The following is a 19,929-nucleotide window of genomic DNA, read 5'->3' on the forward strand; positions in this document are numbered from 1 at the left end:
GGATAGATCGTGGCATAAGCATCAGGTACAAACAGTGCGATGGCGATTGTATCAAATAGCTGGAAAGATTGTATATCATAGTGGACAAACCTTCTTGAAAGTGAGAAAGGCTTTATGCCAGATGTTTAAAGATATTCGTTTGAGAATATGGGAGTTTGCCAATACTTAGGATACAGATTAGGAGAAAAGATTTTTGGCCTATACTATACAGGGAGAGGTATGTCTTAAATAACTGTTATAAGACCTGGTCAGGTCTTATAAGAAAGAAAATGCCTAAATAAAGATTATTTTCTGTCCTCTGAACTGTTTTTGAAGACTGAAATGACAAAATCTGGAGATATGCTTAAATCAATGTCGGATTTTGGGGCTTGACAAAACTCTTGACACAAAAATGATTATGTAGTAGACTAAGGTATGTAAGCCATACAATAGAAGGCAATATGTGCGAAATAAGTTTTAAAAAACAAGACGTTGTTCCTGTTTATAAACAACTAAGAGAATATCTTAAGAAGGAAATCAAGACGGGGCGACTCTCTAAAGGAGCTAAGCTATTATCTGAAATAGACCTGGCAAATAAATGTTCGCTCAGTCGTGACACGGTGAGAAAAGCCCTGAATGAACTCATAAATGAGGGATTACTGGTAACACAACAAGGTAAGGGGACATTTATAAGCAAACCAAAGAAACTAGTATCTCGGGGTAATAATGAAATAGCTGTCTTACTTCCTGCTTTAAGTGTTGGACAATCTTACAGCCAGATTCTGGATGGAATAAATGATTATTTAAGACCAAAGAATTATAATCTTGTTCTGTATTTGAGTACAAGTAGTGAAGCAGAGGAAGCAAAATGCATAAAAGCACTCCTGCATAAAAAAGTAGAAGGTCTAATCTGGGTCATTTGTGCATATACACAGAATAAATCTTGCGACAATATAAGAAAAATGATTCAAAGTGCTGTTCCTTTTGTACTTGTTGATAATTACAATAAAGATATAAAAACAAATAAGGTGATTGTTGATAATTTTCTAAGTATATACCAGGCAGTGAAATATCTTATAAAATTTGGACATCAACAAATTGGCTTTATAATTAGAAGCACTACTTCTTCAAGTGTAAATGATAGATTGAGTGGATACAAACAAGCTCTCAGAGACTCTGGGATTAGATTTAACCCCAAATTTATTGTAGACACCTATAAAAAAAGTGAAACAGAAGTCAGGCAGATACTAAAAGCGTTATTAACTGAAAAAAAACGCCCAACCGCTATTATTAATCTTGCTACCTTTGATTATCTGCAGTTTATTGTACGCATAATTAGTAAATTAGGTTTGAAGATACCTGACAATATATCATTAATCCAGATGGAAAATACCGAAGGACTTCTCTGTGATCCTTCTCTCACTTTTATTGATTATCCCACTTATGAACTTGGATATGAGGCGGCTAAGTTATTACTGAACAAAACCATGAAAAGTAAGAAAAATGAATATGCAGAGATAAGACTAAATGCTGAACTGGTTATTAGAGACTCCGTGTCGGAAGCCTTTTGCGATACTTCTGGCGGTAAAAATTTAATAAGGTTAGTATGAAAAAATGTATTTTAAATTCAGGTATTTTTATTATACCGTTTCTTATAGTAGGGATTTTAGGATTTTCGTGGTGTAAGAGAGAACTTGAGATATATGTTTGTCACTATACAGATGAGAAAATAACGATTGATGGAATTTTTGATGAATCGTGCTGGAGAAAGGCAAATAAAATTAAGTTCTATCATTTAGAGAAAATACATACAGAGCCTCAGCGGCATCTTGCCCCCTTTTCTCCAACAACTGCAAAACTCCTCTGGGATAAAGAATATCTCTATTTTGCAATGGAAGCAGAAGATAAAGATATTTGGGGAACAATAACCGAGCACGATTCTGTTCTATGCAACGAAGATGTTCTGGAGATATTTTTAAAGCCCAGAGAAAATAAATATTCCTATTATGAGTTTGAAATAAGTCCTAAGAATGTAACATGGGACTTATTTTATCCAAGCCGCGGAGTATCGGCTGGTGGTCCTTTTCAAAAAAGATGGTCAAAATATGAGTCAAATCTGAAGAGTGCAACAAAGGTGTATGGAACACTAAACAAGTGGAAGGATAAAGATGAAAAATGGACTCTTGAGGTAGCAATACCTTTTTCATCGTTGAAAGAAGTTATTGCCGGGACGCCACGTAACGGTGAACAGTGGCGTTTCGCATTGTGCAGATATGACTATTCTGTTTACTTGGAAAATCACGAGTATTCGAGTAGTGCACGTCTAAGTCTAGTATGGTTTCACAAATATGAGGACTACAATATCCTAGAGTTTAGAAAATAATTTAAGGATCTATCATGAGCTTTGAAAAAAAACAACTCATGGAAGCACTTGAAAGCGGGAGCAAGTGGCTTATTAATGTTGCACAGGTAGTAGGGACCTCGGATAGTATGTATGGGGCCATGAAGAATGACTATAACATGAAAGAAAAAAACTGGGCGTATTATGAGCCAGTATGGCACACTGGTCAGGCCATTAGAGCTTTGCTTGCTGCCTATAAGAGAACTGGTAAGGAAATTTTCTTAAAACGTGCAATTATGGCTGGAGACTATATCCAAAGATTACAATTTGTGGATAAGAGCGATCCTGAAACGTATGGCCTTATTCGGGCAGATATCAAACCTGATCTTTCCACAGCACATATGTCTACCATGACAGATGCTTTTGAAGGGCTTTTTGAATTAGAAGAGGTCACTGGGGATAGGCGATGGATTGAAATTATTCGATTAGCTGCCGATTGGATAATGGGCCATACTTGGTTGCAAGGAGAGGGTTTAATAATTAATTCCTACGATTTTAAGAACAAAAAAGTATTACATGTAGATTATGAGGAAAAAGAGTCTAGAAATCCTATTAAGTATGCCCGACCCAATAATGAGGGTGCAACCTTTTATTATCTCTATGTTCTAACAAAGGGAACAAAATATTTAGATGTTTTTAAACGATTGTGCGATCGTTTAGTTGAGGATCAGTATAGCATGGGTCTATGGATGGACTATTTACCTAATGTGCTTCGTACCGGGTTCGTCCATGCCCGTTTTAATCTTTGGTATGCTTTGTCATTGCTGCGTGGTTATGACGCATTTAAGGATGAGCGTTATCTGGCCTGTGCAAGACGCACTGCTGAATGGTATTTAGATAATCTTTGGCTAGATGGTGCCTTTCCTTATCGGATGCGGGTGGATGGGAAACATCGTTTTTCCCAAATATGTGGTTCTGGTTCAGCTATGGCAGGGATATTTTGGATTGATCTTTTTAACTATATTCCTGACCCACGATATATTGAAAAATCTGAGTTAGTTTTGGAATTTCTTTTAACCACACAATATAGTGAGTCTTTTTTTGATAACAATCTTCGAGGAGCTTTTTTTGAAAGTTCTGACCTAATTCCAAATAGTGGCAGTTCACTTTATGTAGTTAGGGATCTAGCGACTACCTTTGCAATAATTTTTATTGATAAGTATCTACGTTTTAAAGGAGAAAAGGAAAAACAAAACAAGGTATAGATGCGTATAAAAACTAATTATTTCAAAATCTAAAAAGATAGTTTGAAAAGTCAAGGAAGGAATTAGTGTGAAAAAAAAGCTGAAAAGGAGGTGGTAGAGAGCTAGAATTGCCGCAGCGTTTCTACATATTAAAGTAAAAACGCAAAAAAAGTTGAAAAAAATCAACTTTTAATAACTAAACTATAACAATTATAACAAACAAGGAATAAGGAGGGTATTATGTATCACAGAAAAAGATATATGGGCTGGGTTGGTGCTCTGATTTTTTGTTCTATCATATTGGGGACGGTATTTTGCAAAGCGGAGAATCAAAATTTAGTGGAAAATCCAGGTTTTGAGGATGGACTCCATGGCTGGAAAACGAAGCTCAGTGGAGATATAGCAGATCGTAAAGACGAGTTTATTTTCGAGACAACAAAAGAGGAAGCAATAGATGGTAAATACTGCGCAAGAATAGTGTGGCCAAAAGAAATCCCCTGTGAGAATAGCACATTGCATCTTAATCAGACCATAGATGAAGAATTTAAAAAAGGAGAAAGGTATCGGTTCAGTTTCCATGCAAAGCACACGCTTCCAAGATATCCGAAGACCAGCTATAAGATTTGTCGTTTAGGCTTTAAGAAATTGCAGGGAGGAATCAAGAATATAGACTTCAGAGAGAATATAACGTCATCTAACTGGCGGGAGTATAGCCTTAATTTTACAATAGAAAATGATGCAGAATGTGTGTATATATTCTTTTTTTCTCGTGTTAATGGTGAGACTATATTAATTGATAATGTAAAACTTGCTAAGATCGAAGAAGTTGAAGCGAAAGAAAAGAAGGGTCCTATAAAGAATACTTATAGCGATATGCAGTTTTTTAAGTCTAGCCACGGCTCTGTTTCCTTCAAGGAATTACCTGATAAGTTGTTGTTTGCAAATTCCCATATTGGTCTTGGTTTTTACAGTGGAAACTATGGGTTTGCCCAATCCAGCATATATAGTGTTGATAAGGATACAGACTTTTTGTTTCAAGATTTTCCGAAAGACAGGGCTCTCTGGCAGATAGTCTTAAGGCGCGATAAGGGGAAAGATTCCGGAGAAATAATTCTGGACAATTTCAGTCCTTCAGTTACCTCCTATAGGAGGGAAATAAATAATGACTGTAGCATCTTACATCTTTATTGGAAAGATCTGGGTGTTGCGGGAAAAAATGATGCTCTGGATGTTGAAGTTACGGTCACATTGCAAAAAGATAATCCGTTATCCTTTTGGCGTATCAATATTCAAAACAGGAATAAAGTATACGGTATATGGCAGGTATTTTTCCCTGTTATGAAACTGGCTTCGATAGGCGGGACTCCTGAAGATGACTATTTTATGTTCTGTAAGGACCGTGGCAGACTCATTAAGAATCCTTACAATGCCCCAAATGGTTTCAGGCATGGTTTACATGTCGATGGGACGTTCCCAGGCACATTGGATATGCAGTTTCAGGCCCTGTATGATGGATCCGGTACAGGTTTATATTTAGCAGCTTATGATGACAAATATTATTCAAAATGTTTTAGAGCAATACAAAATTCCAGCGACGACACAATAGAATTTAAACATGGACATAATCCACCAAATATGGGTTATCCAGATGAAAATTACAGTTTACCGTACGATATGGTAATAGGAGTATTTTCAGGTGATTGGTACGATGCATGCCAGCTCTACCGCAAATGGGCGATAAAACAACCATGGTGCAGAAAGGGACCTTTAATTACAAGAGAAGACATTCCCGCATGGTATAAAGAAGCACCCCTGATGCTTAGAAACAGCTCTCATAAAAGGGATCCATCAGTTGCATTAAATAGAGATAATTTTTTAAAATTTTTAAAGTTTGCTGATACTACATTGCCATCTATATGGTATGCATGGTATAAGGATATTCCAGATATGAGTGTTTTTAGTAGTGAGCGCGTTAATATGCATGACGGCAATTATCCCAAAATACCTGCTCTTCCATGTTTTGCTGAAGCATGCAAGGCTATATCTGAAGCAGGAGGTTATCCTTCAGCATATGTCTGTGTAAGTCTCTATGACCAGGGAAGTAACAATAATGCGCCTTATGCTAAATGGGCAGAACAATATGTCGGTAGAGATGTTAATCAGGAATTGATGTATTGGCCAAAATTGCCAACTTGGTGGATGTGTACATCTTCTGAGGAGTGGCAGAACAGGATAAAAGATATATGTGTCGCTTTAATAAAAAATGAAAATGTTAAGGGAATATATCTGGATACACTTAATGGTTCGGGAACACACTGTTTTGATACAAGTCATAATCATCCTCATGGCGGGGGAAACTATAGATGCTTGGGGCAAAGGAAACTCGCCAAGGATGTTCGTGATGCTATAAAATCAATAAATCCTGAAGCTTTCACTACAGCTGAGAATCCGGCTGATACCTTTATAGATGTGATAGATGGCATGTTGTATCAGCATACCTATTACCCTGGTTTTATCCCTGTTCCCATGTTTGGTGTAGTGTATAATGATTATATCCCGAGATATGGCAGATATGGAATGTTAAATGATGATGGTACTATTGGGGGGACTCCGGATTCGTTTTATTTTAGAGCGGGGTCTCTTTTTGCTGAAGGAGCCCAAGTGGGAAGAGTTTCCATTGACAATGATTCTGTAACTGATCCAAAATATAAAGAGAAAGCAGTCTTTCTCAAAAAGATAATCAATTATTATAAAAAAGAGGTAGGTGGCAGTTACCTTTGTTATGGACAATTACTTAGACCGATAAAATTTCTCAAGCCCGATCCTCTGCCTGTAGTGCCGTATATATACAAGGGAGAAGAGGAAAATGTAAAAGCATTTTTTAGCGGCGTATTTAAAAGTGCCACTAATGAAGATATATGTATTTTTATTGTAAATGTTTCTAATAAAAAGGTGGAATTTAGTTTCAACTTGGATTGCAAGAAGTATAATGTTCCATCTAATAAAGAGGTAAAAGTATGTAAGGTATCCGAAACCGGGGATCGAAAATCTCTTAAAACCTGTGGGGAGATTTTTGAATATTCTGATACAATAGGTGCTCGTGACATTATTATGTTAGAATTAAAATAACTGAGTAGTCTACTTATAAAACTTAAGAGGAGATAAACTCATGAGACGATTAAGGAACATGTTTGGTTTTACCTTGATGGAGCTTTTGGTTGTGATTGCAATAATCGCGCTTCTCGCGTCAATGCTTTTGCCTGCTTTGATGCAGGCAAGGGAGATGGGGAAAAGAACAAAATGTCTTAGTAACCTGAGACAATTAGGCATGGCTATCCAGATGTATGTCGATGACTATGATGGTTGGTTCCGTCCATATTATGTCAGTACATGGAGTGATTACAGGTGGAGATATTGGCCAAATTCTATTGTTTGTCCGGGTTATATAAAAAATCCTGATGTATTTTATTGTCCTTCTCTGGCGCCATTTAATAGTAGTAATGTGAATTCTAAATGGAATGGAGCTTATTTCGACGCTGTTCCCCTAACTTATGGATTGAGGAGATGGGGTATAGGTGATGAGCCTATTTTCAAGATAGAGAATCCGTCAGCTTATTTCATTCTGGTAGATAGTGTATTAGATATTCCAGGAAATGCAGAGCATATGCTACAGGTCTACAATGTTGATGACGCTGGTCAAGCTGTTCATGTTCGGCATAATGAGAGGGCAAATACTTTATTTGCTGACTGGCATGTAGAGGCGAAAGAAGAAAGCTATTTTACTGATTTGGGTTATGATGTGTATCCATGACTCATTTAACCTTCAAAGAAATTTAACTAAAATATGAGGCTGAAAATGACAGTTAAAGTGGGAATAATAGGTACAGGTGGTAGAGGAATCGGTTTTATAAGACATATAAATGAACGCAAGGATGCTCTTATAACTGCATTGTGTGATCCGAATCATGTGCGTATGAAGAAAGTTGCAGAATTAAAGATTGAAGGTGTTCCCTTATGTATCCACAAGCCGCAACTTTATACTACTATAGGGGATATGCTAAGTTCTGAAGAGTTGGATGCGATTATAATCACAAGTCCTGATTATTGCCATGAGGCTAATGCAATTGATGCTTTAGAAAAAGACATTTTTGTGCTTATAGACAAACCGCTTGCTACCACTACAGAGGGATGTATGAATGTACTTAAGGCAGCTAAGAAATCTAAAGCTACTGTTATGATAGGGTTTAATCTACGTCATGATCCAACATTAATGAAGGTTAAGGAAATTGTCTCCAAAGGGGATCTGGGACGAATATTCATGATAGAGAACAGAGAATTCTACGATGGCGGGAAAACATATCTTGCGCGCTGGAATGGAAAGCAGAAGTACAGTGGTGGATTATGGGTTCATAAAGGAACTCATGATTTTGATATTTTTAACTGGTTAAATCAGGGTGGAAAGCCTCTCAGAGTCTCTGCATTTGCAGAAAGAAGTGCCTTGAGAAAAGAGGAAATCCCATTCAAAATTAAACCTAAAAAACCAGTTGGGCTAACCTGTACAGAATGTAGTTATAGAGATATTTGTCCTGATTTTGTTGCCCGAAATACTAAATTATGGGGTAGAGAAGCACAGGCAGTTGATAAATACGCAAAGGATCTTTGTATTTATACTTCAGATGCTGATGTTTATGATAATGGTATCGCAATTGTAGAATATGATAATGGGGTTAGGGCTTCACATCTTGAATGTTTTGTAACTTCTTTATCAGATAGGCTATATACCATTGTTGGAACTAAAGGACAGCTCTCTGCCAGCTTACATGATAGAAAGATCGAAATTCGACCACGTTGGGCAAAAGATGTTACTGCAACTACAATAGAAATTCCTAAGGTAAGGGGAGGTCATGGTGGAGCTGATACTGGATTAACAGAGCGTTTTTTGGAAGTGGTGAGGGAAAAAAGGGAACCTTCTTCCTCGCTTATTGATGGTACATTTTCTGTTGCGATAGGGGAGGCTGCAGAACACTCATGGCGCGAACATCGAATGGTTGAAATATCAGAAGTTCTGGATGTAAATAATAATCTCCTTAAGAAAGGATGAGCACAATAATGACTCCAAAGGAAAGAGTTGAAGCAGTACTTCTTTCTCGTCAGGCAGATCATGTGCCTTTTACAGTTTATGAGAATAAGATTCCACCGTGTGAATGTGAAAGACACCTGAGAAATGAGGGATTGTGTATAGTAAATCGCATAAAGGTTTTTAAAACTGAAACACCTGATGTAAAGACTCAGAGTATTCACTGTATTGATGAGAAGGATGGTGCCTCAAAAATCAAGACTGTGTATAAAACTCCTCATGGAGATCTTTCTACCATAAATGTTCCTGCAGGATTTACTACATGGCATGAGGAGCTAATTTTTAAAACTCCTGATGATTACAAAGCAATCGAGTTTATGATTAGAAACAGACAATATAGAGCTGACTATGAGCCAGTCGTAAAACAGATGAAGTTAGCAGGAGGCGATATTATTTTCAGGGCAGGGATTGGATACGAACCCATGCAGGAAATAATTCACTCTATCATGGGGATTGAGGTTTTTTCCCTTGAATGGATGGACAACAGAGATGAAATAATGAAATTGTATGATGCTCTTGTGGAAGATAGAAGGAAGATATATCCAATAGTAGCTGAGTCTCCTGTGCTTCATGCAAATTATGGAGGCAATGTTACACCTGAAATAGTTGGTTTAGAACGTTTCAAAAAGTATTATGTGTCCCATTATAATGAATGTGCAGAAATTATGCACAAGCATGGAAAGCTGCTGGGAACACACCTTGACGCAAATAATAAGCTACTAGCTGATGCTGTTCGGGAGACTGATCTTGATTATGTTGAAGCTTTTACTCCTCCGCCCGACTGCGACTTAAGTGTTAAGGAAGCATTGGAAATATGGTCTGAGAAGAAATTATGGATAAACTTTCCATCATCAGTCCATCTTTCAAGCATAGAAGTTATTGAAGATACAATGCGAAAGATATTAAAGGAATCCGGTGATGGCACAAGACTTATTGTTGGTATTACAGAAGACGTTCCAGAAGATCGCTGGCAGGAGAATTTTTTAGCGATTGTAAGGGTCTTGAATACGGATGGAATGTTGCCTCTTTCCTAAAAAGTTTGTCCTAGGATTCTCTGTTGTCTTTTTACAATGTGTATGCTAACATTCGCGGTATAATTTAAATAGGCATAAGGAGCGAAGAATTGAGCAAATCCAAATTTAATAAACCCAAATTAAACAAATTTAATAAAACATTAGCTATCTGGCTTGTGCTTGGAATAATAGTAATTTTCTTTGTCCAGTTCTCGCAAATGCAGGGTAAGAGTACAAAAAAGATTGTATACAGTCAATTCATAGCAGATATTAATGCTGGCAGTGTGAAAAATGTTGAAATAGCAGGTAAGAATATTTCAGGACAATATGTCACTGGGGATAAATTCACGACATATGCAATAGAAAATCCAGATTTATGGAAGTTTCTAAAAGAGCATAATGTTGAGGCAAAAGGGAAACCGGAGACAAGTGTATGGCAGCAACTAGTAGTAGGCACAATTCCATTTTTATTATTTATAGGCTTTCTGTGGTTCTTTGTATATAGACAGATGCAAGCTGGTGGCAAGCAAGCATTTTCCTTTGGTAAAAGCAGAGCCAAGATGATAAAGGAAGATAGACCTAAAATAACTTTTAAAGATGTAGCAGGTATAGATGAAGCAAAAGAGGAGCTACAGGAGATAATAGAATTTCTAAAGACCCCAGAGAAATTTCAGAAATTAGGTGGTAAGTTACCAAAAGGAGTATTGTTGATGGGGCATCCAGGCACAGGAAAGACGCTCTTGGCAAAGGCAGTTGCTGGAGAGGCAAAATGTGCTTTTTTCAGTATAAGCGGTTCTGATTTTGTAGAGATGTTTGTAGGAGTAGGGGCATCACGTGTGCGGGACTTATTTGAGCAGGGAAAAAGGAATAGTCCGTGTTTGATTTTTATAGATGAGATTGATGCAGTAGGTAGGCAGCGCTTTGCTGGTCTTGGCGGTGGACATGATGAAAGAGAACAGACCCTAAATGCTTTACTTGTGGAAATGGATGGATTTAATACAAAAGAGGGTGTAATTTTAATTGCTGCAACAAATCGGCCCGATGTGCTGGATCCAGCACTTCTGAGACCCGGTAGATTCGATAGAACTATTATGGTTGAGATGCCAGATATCAAAGGCAGAATGGGTATATTGAAAGTTCATACAAAGAACCTTATACTTGGCAAAGATGTTGCTCTTAATGTCGTTGCAAGAGGGACGCCTGGTATGTCAGGTGCAGATCTGGAGAACCTATGTAATGAAGCTGCGATTGTTGCATCAAGAAAGAATAAAAGCAAGATTGGAATGTCTGATTTTGAGGAAGCCAGAGATAAAGTAATGATGGGAATAGAGCGAAAAAGTCTTGTTATTAGTGATGAGGAAAAGAAGATTATTGCCTACCATGAAGCTGGGCATACATTGGTTCAGTATTACTTACCTGATTCAGATCCCATTCATAAAGTTTCAATTATTCCAAGAGGAAGAGCTCTGGGTCTGACTCATATATTGCCTGAGAAGGATAAGTACATTGAGAGCAAATCGCATTATATGAGTAATTTAGTAAGTTTGATGGGAGGAAGAGCTGCAGAGATTTTAGTGTTTAATAATACGTACACAGGTGCTAGGAATGATATAAAGGTTGCTACAGAGCTTGCCAGACAAATGGTATGTGAATGGGGAATGAGCGAAAAACTTGGGCCTCTTACATTTGGCCGCAGGCATAATCAGGTTTTTCTTGGAAGAGATATAACAGAAGAAAGAGAATATAGCGAGGACACAGCAAAGAAGATAGATATAGAAGTTCGCAATCTGATTGAAAGTGCATATAAACAGGCAGAAGACACTATTAAGAAGAAACGGGACAAATTGGAGAAACTTGTAAAGGAATTGCTGGAGAAAGAAGTAATTGACAGAAAGGATGTAGAGGCTATTCTTGAAGGCAAATCTGCAAAGAAGAAACCAATAAATAAATCTCGTAAAAAGGAATCTTGATTCAGATAACTTCCCATGCATAGTAAATTCATATTGAGATGTGGTAAACACACAATAGATTTGAGAAAAAAGCCAGCATTAATGGGTATATTGAATGTAACCCCGGATTCTTTTTCTGATGGAGGATTATACAATACACATCAAAAAGCAATAAATCGGGTTGATGAGATGGTCGTAGAGGGGGCGGATATTATAGATATAGGAGGGGAGTCAACACGTCCGGGAGCAGAACCAGTTACAGAAAAAGAAGAAAGCTCCAGAGTTATCTCTTTGATAAAGGAGATAGTTAAGAAATTTAATCTGCCTGTTTCAATTGATACAAGAAAAGCAGAAGTTGCGAAGAAGGCTCTGGACGCAGGCGCTTGTATGGTAAATAATGTAGGGGGATTGAAAGGGAACAGGGAACTTGGTAAAATTGTTGCACATTATGATGTTCCTATTATTCTTATGCATATGAGAGGAAATCCGCAGACTATGCAAAAGGATATTAAATACAGATCGGTCGTCTCAGATATTATAGAGGAATTAAAAAGCAGTATAGCCCTGGCACAGGATGCTGGAATAAGAGAAGATAATATCTTGGTAGATCCAGGAATTGGGTTTGGCAAAACTACAGAGGATAATTTAAAAATTATTAATAGAATTAGTGAATTCAAAATACTGGGAAAGCCAGTTGTCTTAGGCCCATCAAGAAAATCGTTTATAGGAAATGTGCTTAATTTAGATGTTAAGGAACGACTTGAAGGTACATTGGCTGCAGTGGCATATGCTGTCTTAAAGGATGTAAGCATTATTCGCGTTCATGATGTTGTAGAGACAAGAAGAGTTATTGATATGATAAAAGCTATAAAGGATGTTTAGTGTTTTCAGACTTTCTTAATAATACTATAAGGTTTTTTTCGGTTTTAGGCTGGCGAGATTTTGTAGAAATTCTTGTATTGGCTGTTATTTTCTATAGAGTCTTTTTGTTTATTAAAGGCACCAGAACTATCCAGGTTATGAAGGGACTCTTTATCATTGTGCTTGTTGCGCTTTTGGCAAAGATTATGAATTTATACACGATAAGCTGGATACTTGAGAAAGTATTAGCTATAGGCGTAATAGCCATCTTAATTGTTTTTCAACCTGAATTAAGGCGTGCTCTTTCAAGAATAGGACAGAATCCACTTAATATATCCTTGCAAGAAGATGAGTTAATAGACGAAATAGTAAAATCTGTAAATATGCTTTCCAGAAAGAATATTGGTGCGCTTATTGTAATTGGTCGTGAAATTGGTCTGAAAGATTATATGGAAACAGGTGTTCGTATAAATGCTAAAGTTACAAGTGAACTGTTAAGCAGTATTTTTACTCCTAATTCACCGCTTCACGATGGCGCAGTCATAATTGAGCGAGGAGAACTTGTCGCTGCAAGCTGTATTCTGCCTCTTGTAGAACTGCCTAATATCGGGAGAGTGCTGGGAACCAGACATAGAGCTGCCTTGAGTTTAACAAAAGAGACTGATGCAACAGTAATTGTAGTATCAGAAGAAACTGGAGGTATCTCTGTTGCAATAAGGAGAAAGCTGACACGTGATATAGATGGTATTACTTTGAGAAAAATATTGCATAACTTATATGCTCCTAGTGAGAAAAGCAAAAAAGCTTTCTGGATATGGAAGAGAAATAAGTAATGTTCAAAAATTGGGGATTTAAAATATTGTCATTTTTTATTGCCTGTATGATTTGGTTCTATATATCAGGGGAGGAGGGGGCAGATGTTGCAAAAAGAAGAGAAAAAGATAAAGTGTTAAGGAATGTTGTTGTAAAGGTAGTACATCCATTTTCTTTTATCTTGCAAGTGGAACCGGATCCAAAGCATGTAAGCGTGCAAATAAGAGGTGCGTCTCATGTTGTAGATAAACTAACCTCTAAAAGCATTCTTGTTTTTGTAGATGTAAGTGCTTTAGGGAAGGGGAACTATGTTTTACCAGTACAAATTAAACTACCTGCAGACGTAAGACTTATTCAAATTACTCCTCTTACAGTAAAGGTGCTGCTTAAAGATATAATTGGGATATCTGCCCCTTCTATTGTGCAAGAGAAGGGGCAATAAGGTACTACCCTCTATCCATAAAAAGAGATAATGTCAAAATTAGGTGTAAATATAGACCATATTGCAACGGTTAGGCAGGCTAGAAGAACCTTTGAGCCTGATCCTGTTAAGGCAGTTCATTTATGCGAAATCGCTGGTGCTGATAGCATTGTTTCTCATTTAAGAGAGGATAGAAGACACATCAATGATAGAGATATAATATTAATAAAAGAAATCGTAAACATAAGGTTCAATCTTGAAATGTCAATTGCAGCCGAAATTGTTGATATTGCTCTGAAACTTGGACCTGATCAGGTAAGTTTAGTTCCTGAAAAGAGGGAAGAAGTGACAACAGAAGGCGGGCTAGACGTAGTTTTTAAAAAGAATGAATTAAAGGAGATAATCCAGCGTTTCAAGGATAAGGACATTATTGTGAATCTTTTTATAGATCCTGAAATATCTCAGATAGATGCATCTTTAGAAGTCAACTCAGATGCGATTGAACTGCATACAGGTAATTATGCAAATGCAACCAATCAGTCAGATATGGAAAATGAATTTAAGAAGATTGTTAATGCTACAAATTATGCCAGAAAACATGGGCTTATTGTGCATGCAGGACATGGGTTAACGTATTTTAATGCAAAAAAAATTGCAGGTATTAAAGAGATAGAGGAACTAAATATCGGACATTCAATTATATCACGCGCTGTATTTGTAGGACTGGAAAGAGCTGTGAAGGATATGATAAGTATTATAAAAGGCGATGCCAAATAAGATATAAAAGGAGTAAGCCATGTCTCAAGAACAGATGAACTCTCAGGAAAGAGTAAGAACAGCAATTTCAGGAAAAATTCCAGACCGTGTGCCTATTCATGATGCCCCATGGGGCGCAACAATAAAGAAATGGCATGAGCAGGGGTTGCCAGAGAGAAAAAGTCCTCAAGAGTATTTTGGATATGAAATCATCAAGATTGGTGCAGATCTCACGCCGCGATTCACAACAAAGATTATTGAAGAAAATGAAGAGTATATTGTTGAGACAACGTCTACGGGTGGAATCAGAAGAAACCACAGGGACTATTCAACCACCCCGGAAATAATAGAGTGTCCCGTTAAGGAAAAGGACGATTGGTCCCCTATAAAAGAGCGGTTAAAACCAGACTTTAAACGCATAGATTGGGCATCTACTTGGCAGACATATCAGAAAGCCAGAGAAGATGGATTATATATAGCCTTCAGCGTAGCAAGCGGTTATGACCTTCTACAATCCTATGTTAAAAGTGAGAATCTGCTTGTGTTTATGGCTGACGATGCTGAATGGATCAAAGAAATGATTGATACGACCTCTGATTTAATTCTTGAGACAGTAAAGATGATGTACAAAGAAGGATTTCATTTTGATGGAGTATGGGTTTTTAACGACATGGGATACAGAAACACTTCCCTTTTCTCACCTAGCATGTATGAGGAGATTATAGCTCCATCAGACAAGAAACGCAATGACTGGTTTCATGAGCATAAGATGCAAACGATTCTTCACTCTTGTGGTTGTGTGAAAGGATTAATTCCTGCATTAATCGAACATGGTTTTGACTGCCTTCAGCCATTAGAGGTAAAAGCAGGAATGGATCTAAAGGAACTTAAACCAAAGTTTGGAGATAAAATCGCACTCTTTGGGGGAATTAATGTAATGTTGATGGAGGATCCTGATGATTCAAGGATTGAAAAGGAAATTCAGGAAAAATTTGAAATTGCTAAAAAAGGGGGAGGGTACCTTTTTCATTCAGACCATTCTATACCTGTGGATGTGAGTTTCAGAAAATACCAGTTTGTAATGGATTGTGTAAAGAAATATGGGATGTATTAGGACTCATGAAAGTAGCTAGTTTCGACCAGATGAGAGAGATGGACAGAATTGCTATGGAAAAGTATGGCATCAGTGGTCTGAATCTTATGGAAAATGCAGGACGAGCAGTTAGTCAAAATGCAGAAAAAATACTGGCTGAAACAGAAGGGAAAAATAGAGGTGTCCTCATAGTTTGTGGGAAGGGGAATAATGGTGGAGACGGTTTCGTAGCAGTACGTCATCTTCTGAATTCAAAGTGTGTCAAAGACATAGATATTAAAGTAGCATTTCTTGGCAATATCAAAGACATAAAAGGTGATGCAAAAACAAATTTTGATATTATAAAGGAGATGGGTGCTGATATATTTGAAATCGTTGAATTGAAGCAGTTGCAAAAAGCGAAACACGTTTTCTCTCATGCAAACTTGATAATAGATGCAATCTTTGGAACTGGATTAAGAAGTCCAGTAAGAGGCGTAATACTTGAGGTAATTAAGTCCATAAACATGCTTAAAGCAAACAAGGTTCTTTCTGTTGATTTACCTTCAGGGCTTTATGAGGGTTTTGATGAAAAGAGAGACGTTTGTATTCAAGCTGACAGAACAGTTACTTTTGGTCTGCCAAAAAAAGAGTTATTGATTTACCCTGGTATTAAATTTACGGGTGATCTTATTGCCCAGGATATAGGTCTGCCCAAAAAACTCTTAACAGATCCAAAGCTAAAACTAAATTTAATGACCCATAATGAGCTATCTTCTCTTGTTCCAGATCGGCCGGTTAATTCACATAAAGGAACCTTTGGGCATGTGTTTATTATAGCTGGCTCCAGAGGATTAACAGGTGCGGCGGCTCTAGCTAGTCTTGGAGCCCTTTATTCCGGCACAGGTCTTGTCACACTTGGAATCCCTGAGAGTTTGAATTCTATTATGGAAATGAAGCTAACAGAGGTTATGACAAAACCTCTGGCTGAAACTGCGAGTGGAAGCTTTAGTAAAAAGGCAAAGAAAGAAATACTGGATTTTTCATCAAGGGTTGATGTTGTTGCTATAGGTCCGGGAATTTCTAAAAATTCCGAAACGAGTTCTTTAATTCGCGAATTAATAGAATTATTAGAAAAACCAGTTCTAATTGATGCAGATGGAATTAATGCACTTGCTGGGCATGTATCAATGCTTAAGAAGAGAAGATATCCAACAATTATAACTCCTCATCCTGGCGAAATGGCGGGACTTATTGAAAGACACCTGTCTGAAATTACTTCAGACAGAATAGACATAGCAGAAAAGTTTGCAGTTACATATAAAACTATCACCTTGTTAAAGGGTGCAAGAACAATTATTGCTGATGAAAAAGGCAATGTTTATATAAATCCCACAGGTAATCCTGCTTTAGCCACAGGGGGAATGGGAGATGTTCTTACCGGGCTTATCTCAGGGCTAGTTGCACAGGGTCTTTCTGGATTAGACGGGGCAAAACTCGGAGCATATTTACATGGTCTGGCAGCAGATATATGGAAGGACAAAAACAAACTGGATAGATGTTTGACTGCTACAGAATTAGTAAACTACATACCAAAGGCTTTCGCAAGGATATATAATGAAAACTTTTTTTAAACTGGATGAATTAGGAACTAATGTCAGACAAGAGGTAGTTGCTGGAGTAACAACATTTGCCACTATGGCGTACATAATTATTGTTAATCCAAAGATTCTGGAAGCAGCAGGTATGCCTTTTGGCGCATCTATGACAGCTACCATATTAAGCGCTTTCTTTGGAACACTGCTAATGGGTATTTATGCAAAACGGCCATTTGCAATTGCTCCTTATATGGGCGAAAATGCATTTATTGCTTTTACAGTTGTTAAAGTGCTTGGATATAGTTGGCAAACTGCTCTGGGTGCTATATTTATTGGCGGTGTTTTGTTTACACTGCTTACTATTTTTAAAATACGCAGCTGGCTGGCCAATTCAATACCGGAAGGGCTTAAAATAGCTTTCGTAGTGGGCATCGGACTGTTCTTAACATTCATTGGTCTTAATGAAACAGGAATTATAAAATTGGGAGTGCCTGGAGCTCCAGTATGTGTCGGAAATTTTAAGGATGTCCCTGTTTTGTTATCTATACTTGGATTTTTATTGATAGGTTTTTTGATGATAAAGAGAATAAAAGGAGCAATTCTATTGGGAATTATGGCAATCACTTTTCTTGCTTTTTGTATGGGGGTAACACCAGCTCCAGATAAATGGGTCAGTATGCCACCTAGTATAGCACCTATTTTTCTTAAACTGGATATACTGGGTGCATTAAAGTGGGGATTCTTTTCGGTTATTTTAACTGTGTTTGTAATGGACTTTGTGGATACTCTGGGGACACTAATCGGGGTGTCATACAAAGCCGGTTTTTTAGATAAGAATGGGAACTTGCCAGAAATTGAAAAACCGATGTTATGCGATTCTTTAGCAACAGTTGTTGGTGCTTTACTAGGCACGACTACAACAGGCACATATATTGAATCAGCAGCAGGAATTGAATCAGGGGGCAGGTCCGGGTTAACCTCCGCGGTAACGGCGTTTTTGTTTCTATTGGCACTGTTTTTCAGCCCTTTCTTTAGCGTAATCCCTTCGTGTGCTTATGGTCCGGCTTTGATCATTGTTGGCATGCTTATGCTCTCTCCAATTGCTAAGGTAAAGTTTAATGACTTTACTGAGGTTATTCCTGTTTTTTCTGTTATTGTTTTGATGAGTTTTACATATAATTTGGGTATTGGGATGACTGCCGGCTTTGTGATTTATCCTCTTATGAAGGCATTGTCAGGAAGATTCAGGGAAGTTCCTCTTGGGTTGTGGATATTAGGGGTATTATCCCTTGTTTTCTTTGTTTTTTATCCATATTAAATATAAAATACGCTCTCAACTAACAAAAAACAAAAGGGAAAAAGACAATGAAACTAGATTTAAATAACTGGTACAAAGTCCTAGCGCCAAGACCTACAATATTGGTGGCAACGGTTAATAAAAATGGAATTTCAAATGCTGCACCGTTTAGTTTTGTCATGCCGGTTTCAATGAAGCCGGCTCTAGTTGCCTTTAGTTCTGCGCATAAAAGGCATACATTGGCTAATATCCGCCTGATAAAAGATTTTACAATCAATATCCCCGGGAAAGAACTGTTGAATCAGGTCTGGAAGTGTGCGGAGAGTTTTCATGAAGGAGTAAGTGAAATAAAAAAGTCTAACTTGACAGAAGTTAAGCTGGACGGAATAAAATCTCCCGGGATAAAAGAGTGTTATGCAATATTTAGTTGTAAGCTTTTTAAAGAAATTTCAGCTGGTGACCATGTACTGGTGATAGGAGAAGTAATCGGAGCAGAGATAAGGGCAGATGTTTTTGAAAACAAAAAGTTTGATTCCCATGCAGCAAGCCCACTCATGCACATTGGAGCAGATGAATTTTCACTGCCCGGAGAAAAGCTCATAGCTGGATAAAGCTCATACGGAAATCTTGCCATTTAAATTAAAGCATGTATAATGGCGGGGTTCTAAGATTGCGTTGCCGGTGTAGCTCAGTTGGTAGAGCAGCTGATTTGTAATCAGCGGGTCGGGGGTTCAAGTCCCTTCGCCGGCTCTGGAAATGGGGAGATTCCCAAGTGGCCAAAGGGAGCAGACTGTAAATCTGCCGGCGATGCCTTCGGAGGTTCGAATCCTCCTCTCCCCACCATGCGGGTGTAGTTCAGTGGTAGAACACAAGCTTCCCAAGCTTGATACGAGGGTTCGATTCCCTTCACCCGCTCTTTACAATATATCTCTCGCATTCAAGTAATAATGGAGTTTTTAGATGAAAGTATTAGGAATAAATGGGAGCCCAAGGAAGGGTGGAAATACGGACATTCTCCTTGATAATGCATTGAAGGGCGCTCAAAATAAGGGCGCTGAGGTGGAGAAAATCGTCTTAAACAATCTAAAATTTTCTCCATGCCAGGAGTGTGAGAATATGCCTAATGATGGATTCTGCATAATTAAAGACAATATGCAACCTATTTACAGAAAGGTGAAAGAAGCAGACGCTATAATTTTGGCTTCTCCTATATTCTTTGGAAGTCTTAGCGCACAAACCAAAATGATGATAGACAGATTTCAATGTGTCTGGAGAGCGAAGAATATATTTAAAAAACAAGTTTTTGAAAAAAGGAAGATAGGGGCTTTCATTTCTGTAGAGGGATCAAAGAGGAAAGATTTCTTTGATAATGCAAGATCAATTGTAAAGAATTTTTTTGTTACTATTAATGCAGATTACAAAGAAGATCTTTTCTGTTTCGGAATTGA

General features: G+C 37.7%; 17 protein-coding genes and 3 tRNA genes. All 20 read left to right on the forward strand.

The window, feature by feature from the left end:
• The first annotated feature begins 440 nt into the window (after nt 1–440).
• Nucleotides 441–1,589 carry a GntR family transcriptional regulator gene (locus KKC91_01430; GenBank protein ID MBU0477220.1) on the forward strand — a complete coding sequence of 383 codons (1,149 nt, stop codon included), beginning with the start codon at nt 441–443 and terminating at the stop codon, nt 1,587–1,589.
• Nucleotides 1,586–2,362, forward strand: coding sequence for a carbohydrate-binding family 9-like protein (locus KKC91_01435; protein ID MBU0477221.1), 777 nt, complete (start codon nt 1,586–1,588; stop codon nt 2,360–2,362). The genes KKC91_01430 and KKC91_01435 overlap by 4 nt, the downstream gene beginning before the upstream one ends.
• A gap of 14 nt (nt 2,363–2,376) precedes the next feature.
• The gene (locus tag KKC91_01440; GenBank protein ID MBU0477222.1) at nt 2,377–3,585 is read left to right on the forward strand and encodes a hypothetical protein; all 1,209 of its coding nucleotides are present in this window, start codon (nt 2,377–2,379) and stop codon (nt 3,583–3,585) included.
• 219 nt (nt 3,586–3,804) lie between these two features.
• Nucleotides 3,805–6,693, forward strand: coding sequence for a carbohydrate binding domain-containing protein (locus KKC91_01445; protein MBU0477223.1), 2,889 nt, complete (start codon nt 3,805–3,807; stop codon nt 6,691–6,693).
• A gap of 40 nt (nt 6,694–6,733) precedes the next feature.
• A complete protein-coding gene (locus KKC91_01450) occupies nt 6,734–7,375 on the forward strand; it encodes a prepilin-type N-terminal cleavage/methylation domain-containing protein (protein MBU0477224.1) in 642 nt (213 codons plus the stop codon).
• A gap of 45 nt (nt 7,376–7,420) precedes the next feature.
• Complete coding sequence (locus KKC91_01455; protein ID MBU0477225.1) at nt 7,421–8,665, forward strand: Gfo/Idh/MocA family oxidoreductase; 1,245 nt, start codon at nt 7,421–7,423, stop codon at nt 8,663–8,665.
• 8 nt (nt 8,666–8,673) lie between these two features.
• Nucleotides 8,674–9,735 carry a hypothetical protein gene (locus tag KKC91_01460; GenBank protein MBU0477226.1) on the forward strand — a complete coding sequence of 354 codons (1,062 nt, stop codon included), beginning with the start codon at nt 8,674–8,676 and terminating at the stop codon, nt 9,733–9,735.
• An 89-nt stretch (nt 9,736–9,824) separates the two neighbouring features.
• Entirely contained in the window at nt 9,825–11,684 is a 1,860-nt protein-coding gene (ftsH, locus tag KKC91_01465) for an ATP-dependent zinc metalloprotease FtsH (GenBank protein MBU0477227.1), read from the forward strand.
• 15 nt (nt 11,685–11,699) lie between these two features.
• Nucleotides 11,700–12,545 (forward strand): dihydropteroate synthase, encoded by an 846-nt coding sequence (gene folP / locus KKC91_01470; GenBank protein MBU0477228.1) that lies wholly within the window; start codon nt 11,700–11,702, stop codon nt 12,543–12,545.
• A 26-nt stretch (nt 12,546–12,571) separates the two neighbouring features.
• On the forward strand, nt 12,572–13,357 hold the full coding sequence (cdaA, locus tag KKC91_01475; protein MBU0477229.1) for a diadenylate cyclase CdaA: 786 nt from the start codon (nt 12,572–12,574) through the stop codon (nt 13,355–13,357).
• The gene (locus tag KKC91_01480) at nt 13,357–13,779 is read left to right on the forward strand and encodes a hypothetical protein (protein ID MBU0477230.1); all 423 of its coding nucleotides are present in this window, start codon (nt 13,357–13,359) and stop codon (nt 13,777–13,779) included. The genes cdaA and KKC91_01480 overlap by 1 nt, the downstream gene beginning before the upstream one ends.
• Before the next feature lie 30 nt (nt 13,780–13,809).
• Entirely contained in the window at nt 13,810–14,535 is a 726-nt protein-coding gene (locus tag KKC91_01485; protein MBU0477231.1) for a pyridoxine 5'-phosphate synthase, read from the forward strand.
• Nucleotides 14,536–14,569: 34 nt separating this feature from the next.
• Nucleotides 14,570–15,628, forward strand: coding sequence for a hypothetical protein (locus KKC91_01490; GenBank protein ID MBU0477232.1), 1,059 nt, complete (start codon nt 14,570–14,572; stop codon nt 15,626–15,628).
• 5 nt (nt 15,629–15,633) lie between these two features.
• Nucleotides 15,634–17,220: an NAD(P)H-hydrate dehydratase gene (locus tag KKC91_01495; protein MBU0477233.1), complete on the forward strand. Its 1,587-nt coding sequence runs from the start codon at nt 15,634–15,636 to the stop codon at nt 17,218–17,220.
• Nucleotides 17,204–18,502, forward strand: a complete 1,299-nt coding sequence (locus KKC91_01500) for an NCS2 family permease (GenBank protein MBU0477234.1) — start codon at nt 17,204–17,206, stop codon at nt 18,500–18,502. The genes KKC91_01495 and KKC91_01500 overlap by 17 nt, the downstream gene beginning before the upstream one ends.
• A gap of 47 nt (nt 18,503–18,549) precedes the next feature.
• Nucleotides 18,550–19,092: a flavin reductase family protein gene (locus tag KKC91_01505; protein MBU0477235.1), complete on the forward strand. Its 543-nt coding sequence runs from the start codon at nt 18,550–18,552 to the stop codon at nt 19,090–19,092.
• A gap of 66 nt (nt 19,093–19,158) precedes the next feature.
• Nucleotides 19,159–19,231 (forward strand) — tRNA-Thr (locus tag KKC91_01510).
• 8 nt (nt 19,232–19,239) lie between these two features.
• Nucleotides 19,240–19,324 (forward strand) — tRNA-Tyr (locus KKC91_01515).
• A gap of 1 nt (nt 19,325) precedes the next feature.
• Nucleotides 19,326–19,396 (forward strand) — tRNA-Gly (locus KKC91_01520).
• 45 nt (nt 19,397–19,441) lie between these two features.
• Nucleotides 19,442–19,929: flavodoxin family protein (locus tag KKC91_01525; GenBank protein ID MBU0477236.1), on the forward strand; the 488-nt coding region annotated here is incomplete at its 3' end.

The sequence above is a fragment of the bacterium genome, from assembly GCA_018812485.1.
GTDB lineage: Bacteria > JAHJDO01 > JAHJDO01 > JAHJDO01 > JAHJDO01 > JAHJDO01.

Excerpts from the sequence above, each read along its gene's own strand:
- KKC91_01430 (MBU0477220.1), top strand. The coding sequence starts at position 441 with ATGTGCGAAATAAGTTTTAAAAAACAAGACGTTGTTCCTGTTTATAAA.
- KKC91_01435 (MBU0477221.1), top strand. The coding sequence starts at position 1,586 with ATGAAAAAATGTATTTTAAATTCAGGTATTTTTATTATACCGTTTCTT.
- KKC91_01440 (MBU0477222.1), top strand. The coding sequence starts at position 2,377 with ATGAGCTTTGAAAAAAAACAACTCATGGAAGCACTTGAAAGCGGGAGC.
- KKC91_01445 (MBU0477223.1), top strand. The coding sequence starts at position 3,805 with ATGTATCACAGAAAAAGATATATGGGCTGGGTTGGTGCTCTGATTTTT.
- KKC91_01450 (MBU0477224.1), top strand. The coding sequence starts at position 6,734 with ATGAGACGATTAAGGAACATGTTTGGTTTTACCTTGATGGAGCTTTTG.
- KKC91_01455 (MBU0477225.1), top strand. The coding sequence starts at position 7,421 with ATGACAGTTAAAGTGGGAATAATAGGTACAGGTGGTAGAGGAATCGGT.
- KKC91_01460 (MBU0477226.1), top strand. The coding sequence starts at position 8,674 with ATGACTCCAAAGGAAAGAGTTGAAGCAGTACTTCTTTCTCGTCAGGCA.
- folP (MBU0477228.1), top strand. The coding sequence starts at position 11,700 with ATGCATAGTAAATTCATATTGAGATGTGGTAAACACACAATAGATTTG.
- KKC91_01480 (MBU0477230.1), top strand. The coding sequence starts at position 13,357 with ATGTTCAAAAATTGGGGATTTAAAATATTGTCATTTTTTATTGCCTGT.
- KKC91_01485 (MBU0477231.1), top strand. The coding sequence starts at position 13,810 with ATGTCAAAATTAGGTGTAAATATAGACCATATTGCAACGGTTAGGCAG.
- KKC91_01490 (MBU0477232.1), top strand. The coding sequence starts at position 14,570 with ATGAACTCTCAGGAAAGAGTAAGAACAGCAATTTCAGGAAAAATTCCA.
- KKC91_01495 (MBU0477233.1), top strand. The coding sequence starts at position 15,634 with ATGAAAGTAGCTAGTTTCGACCAGATGAGAGAGATGGACAGAATTGCT.
- KKC91_01500 (MBU0477234.1), top strand. The coding sequence starts at position 17,204 with ATGAAAACTTTTTTTAAACTGGATGAATTAGGAACTAATGTCAGACAA.
- KKC91_01505 (MBU0477235.1), top strand. The coding sequence starts at position 18,550 with ATGAAACTAGATTTAAATAACTGGTACAAAGTCCTAGCGCCAAGACCT.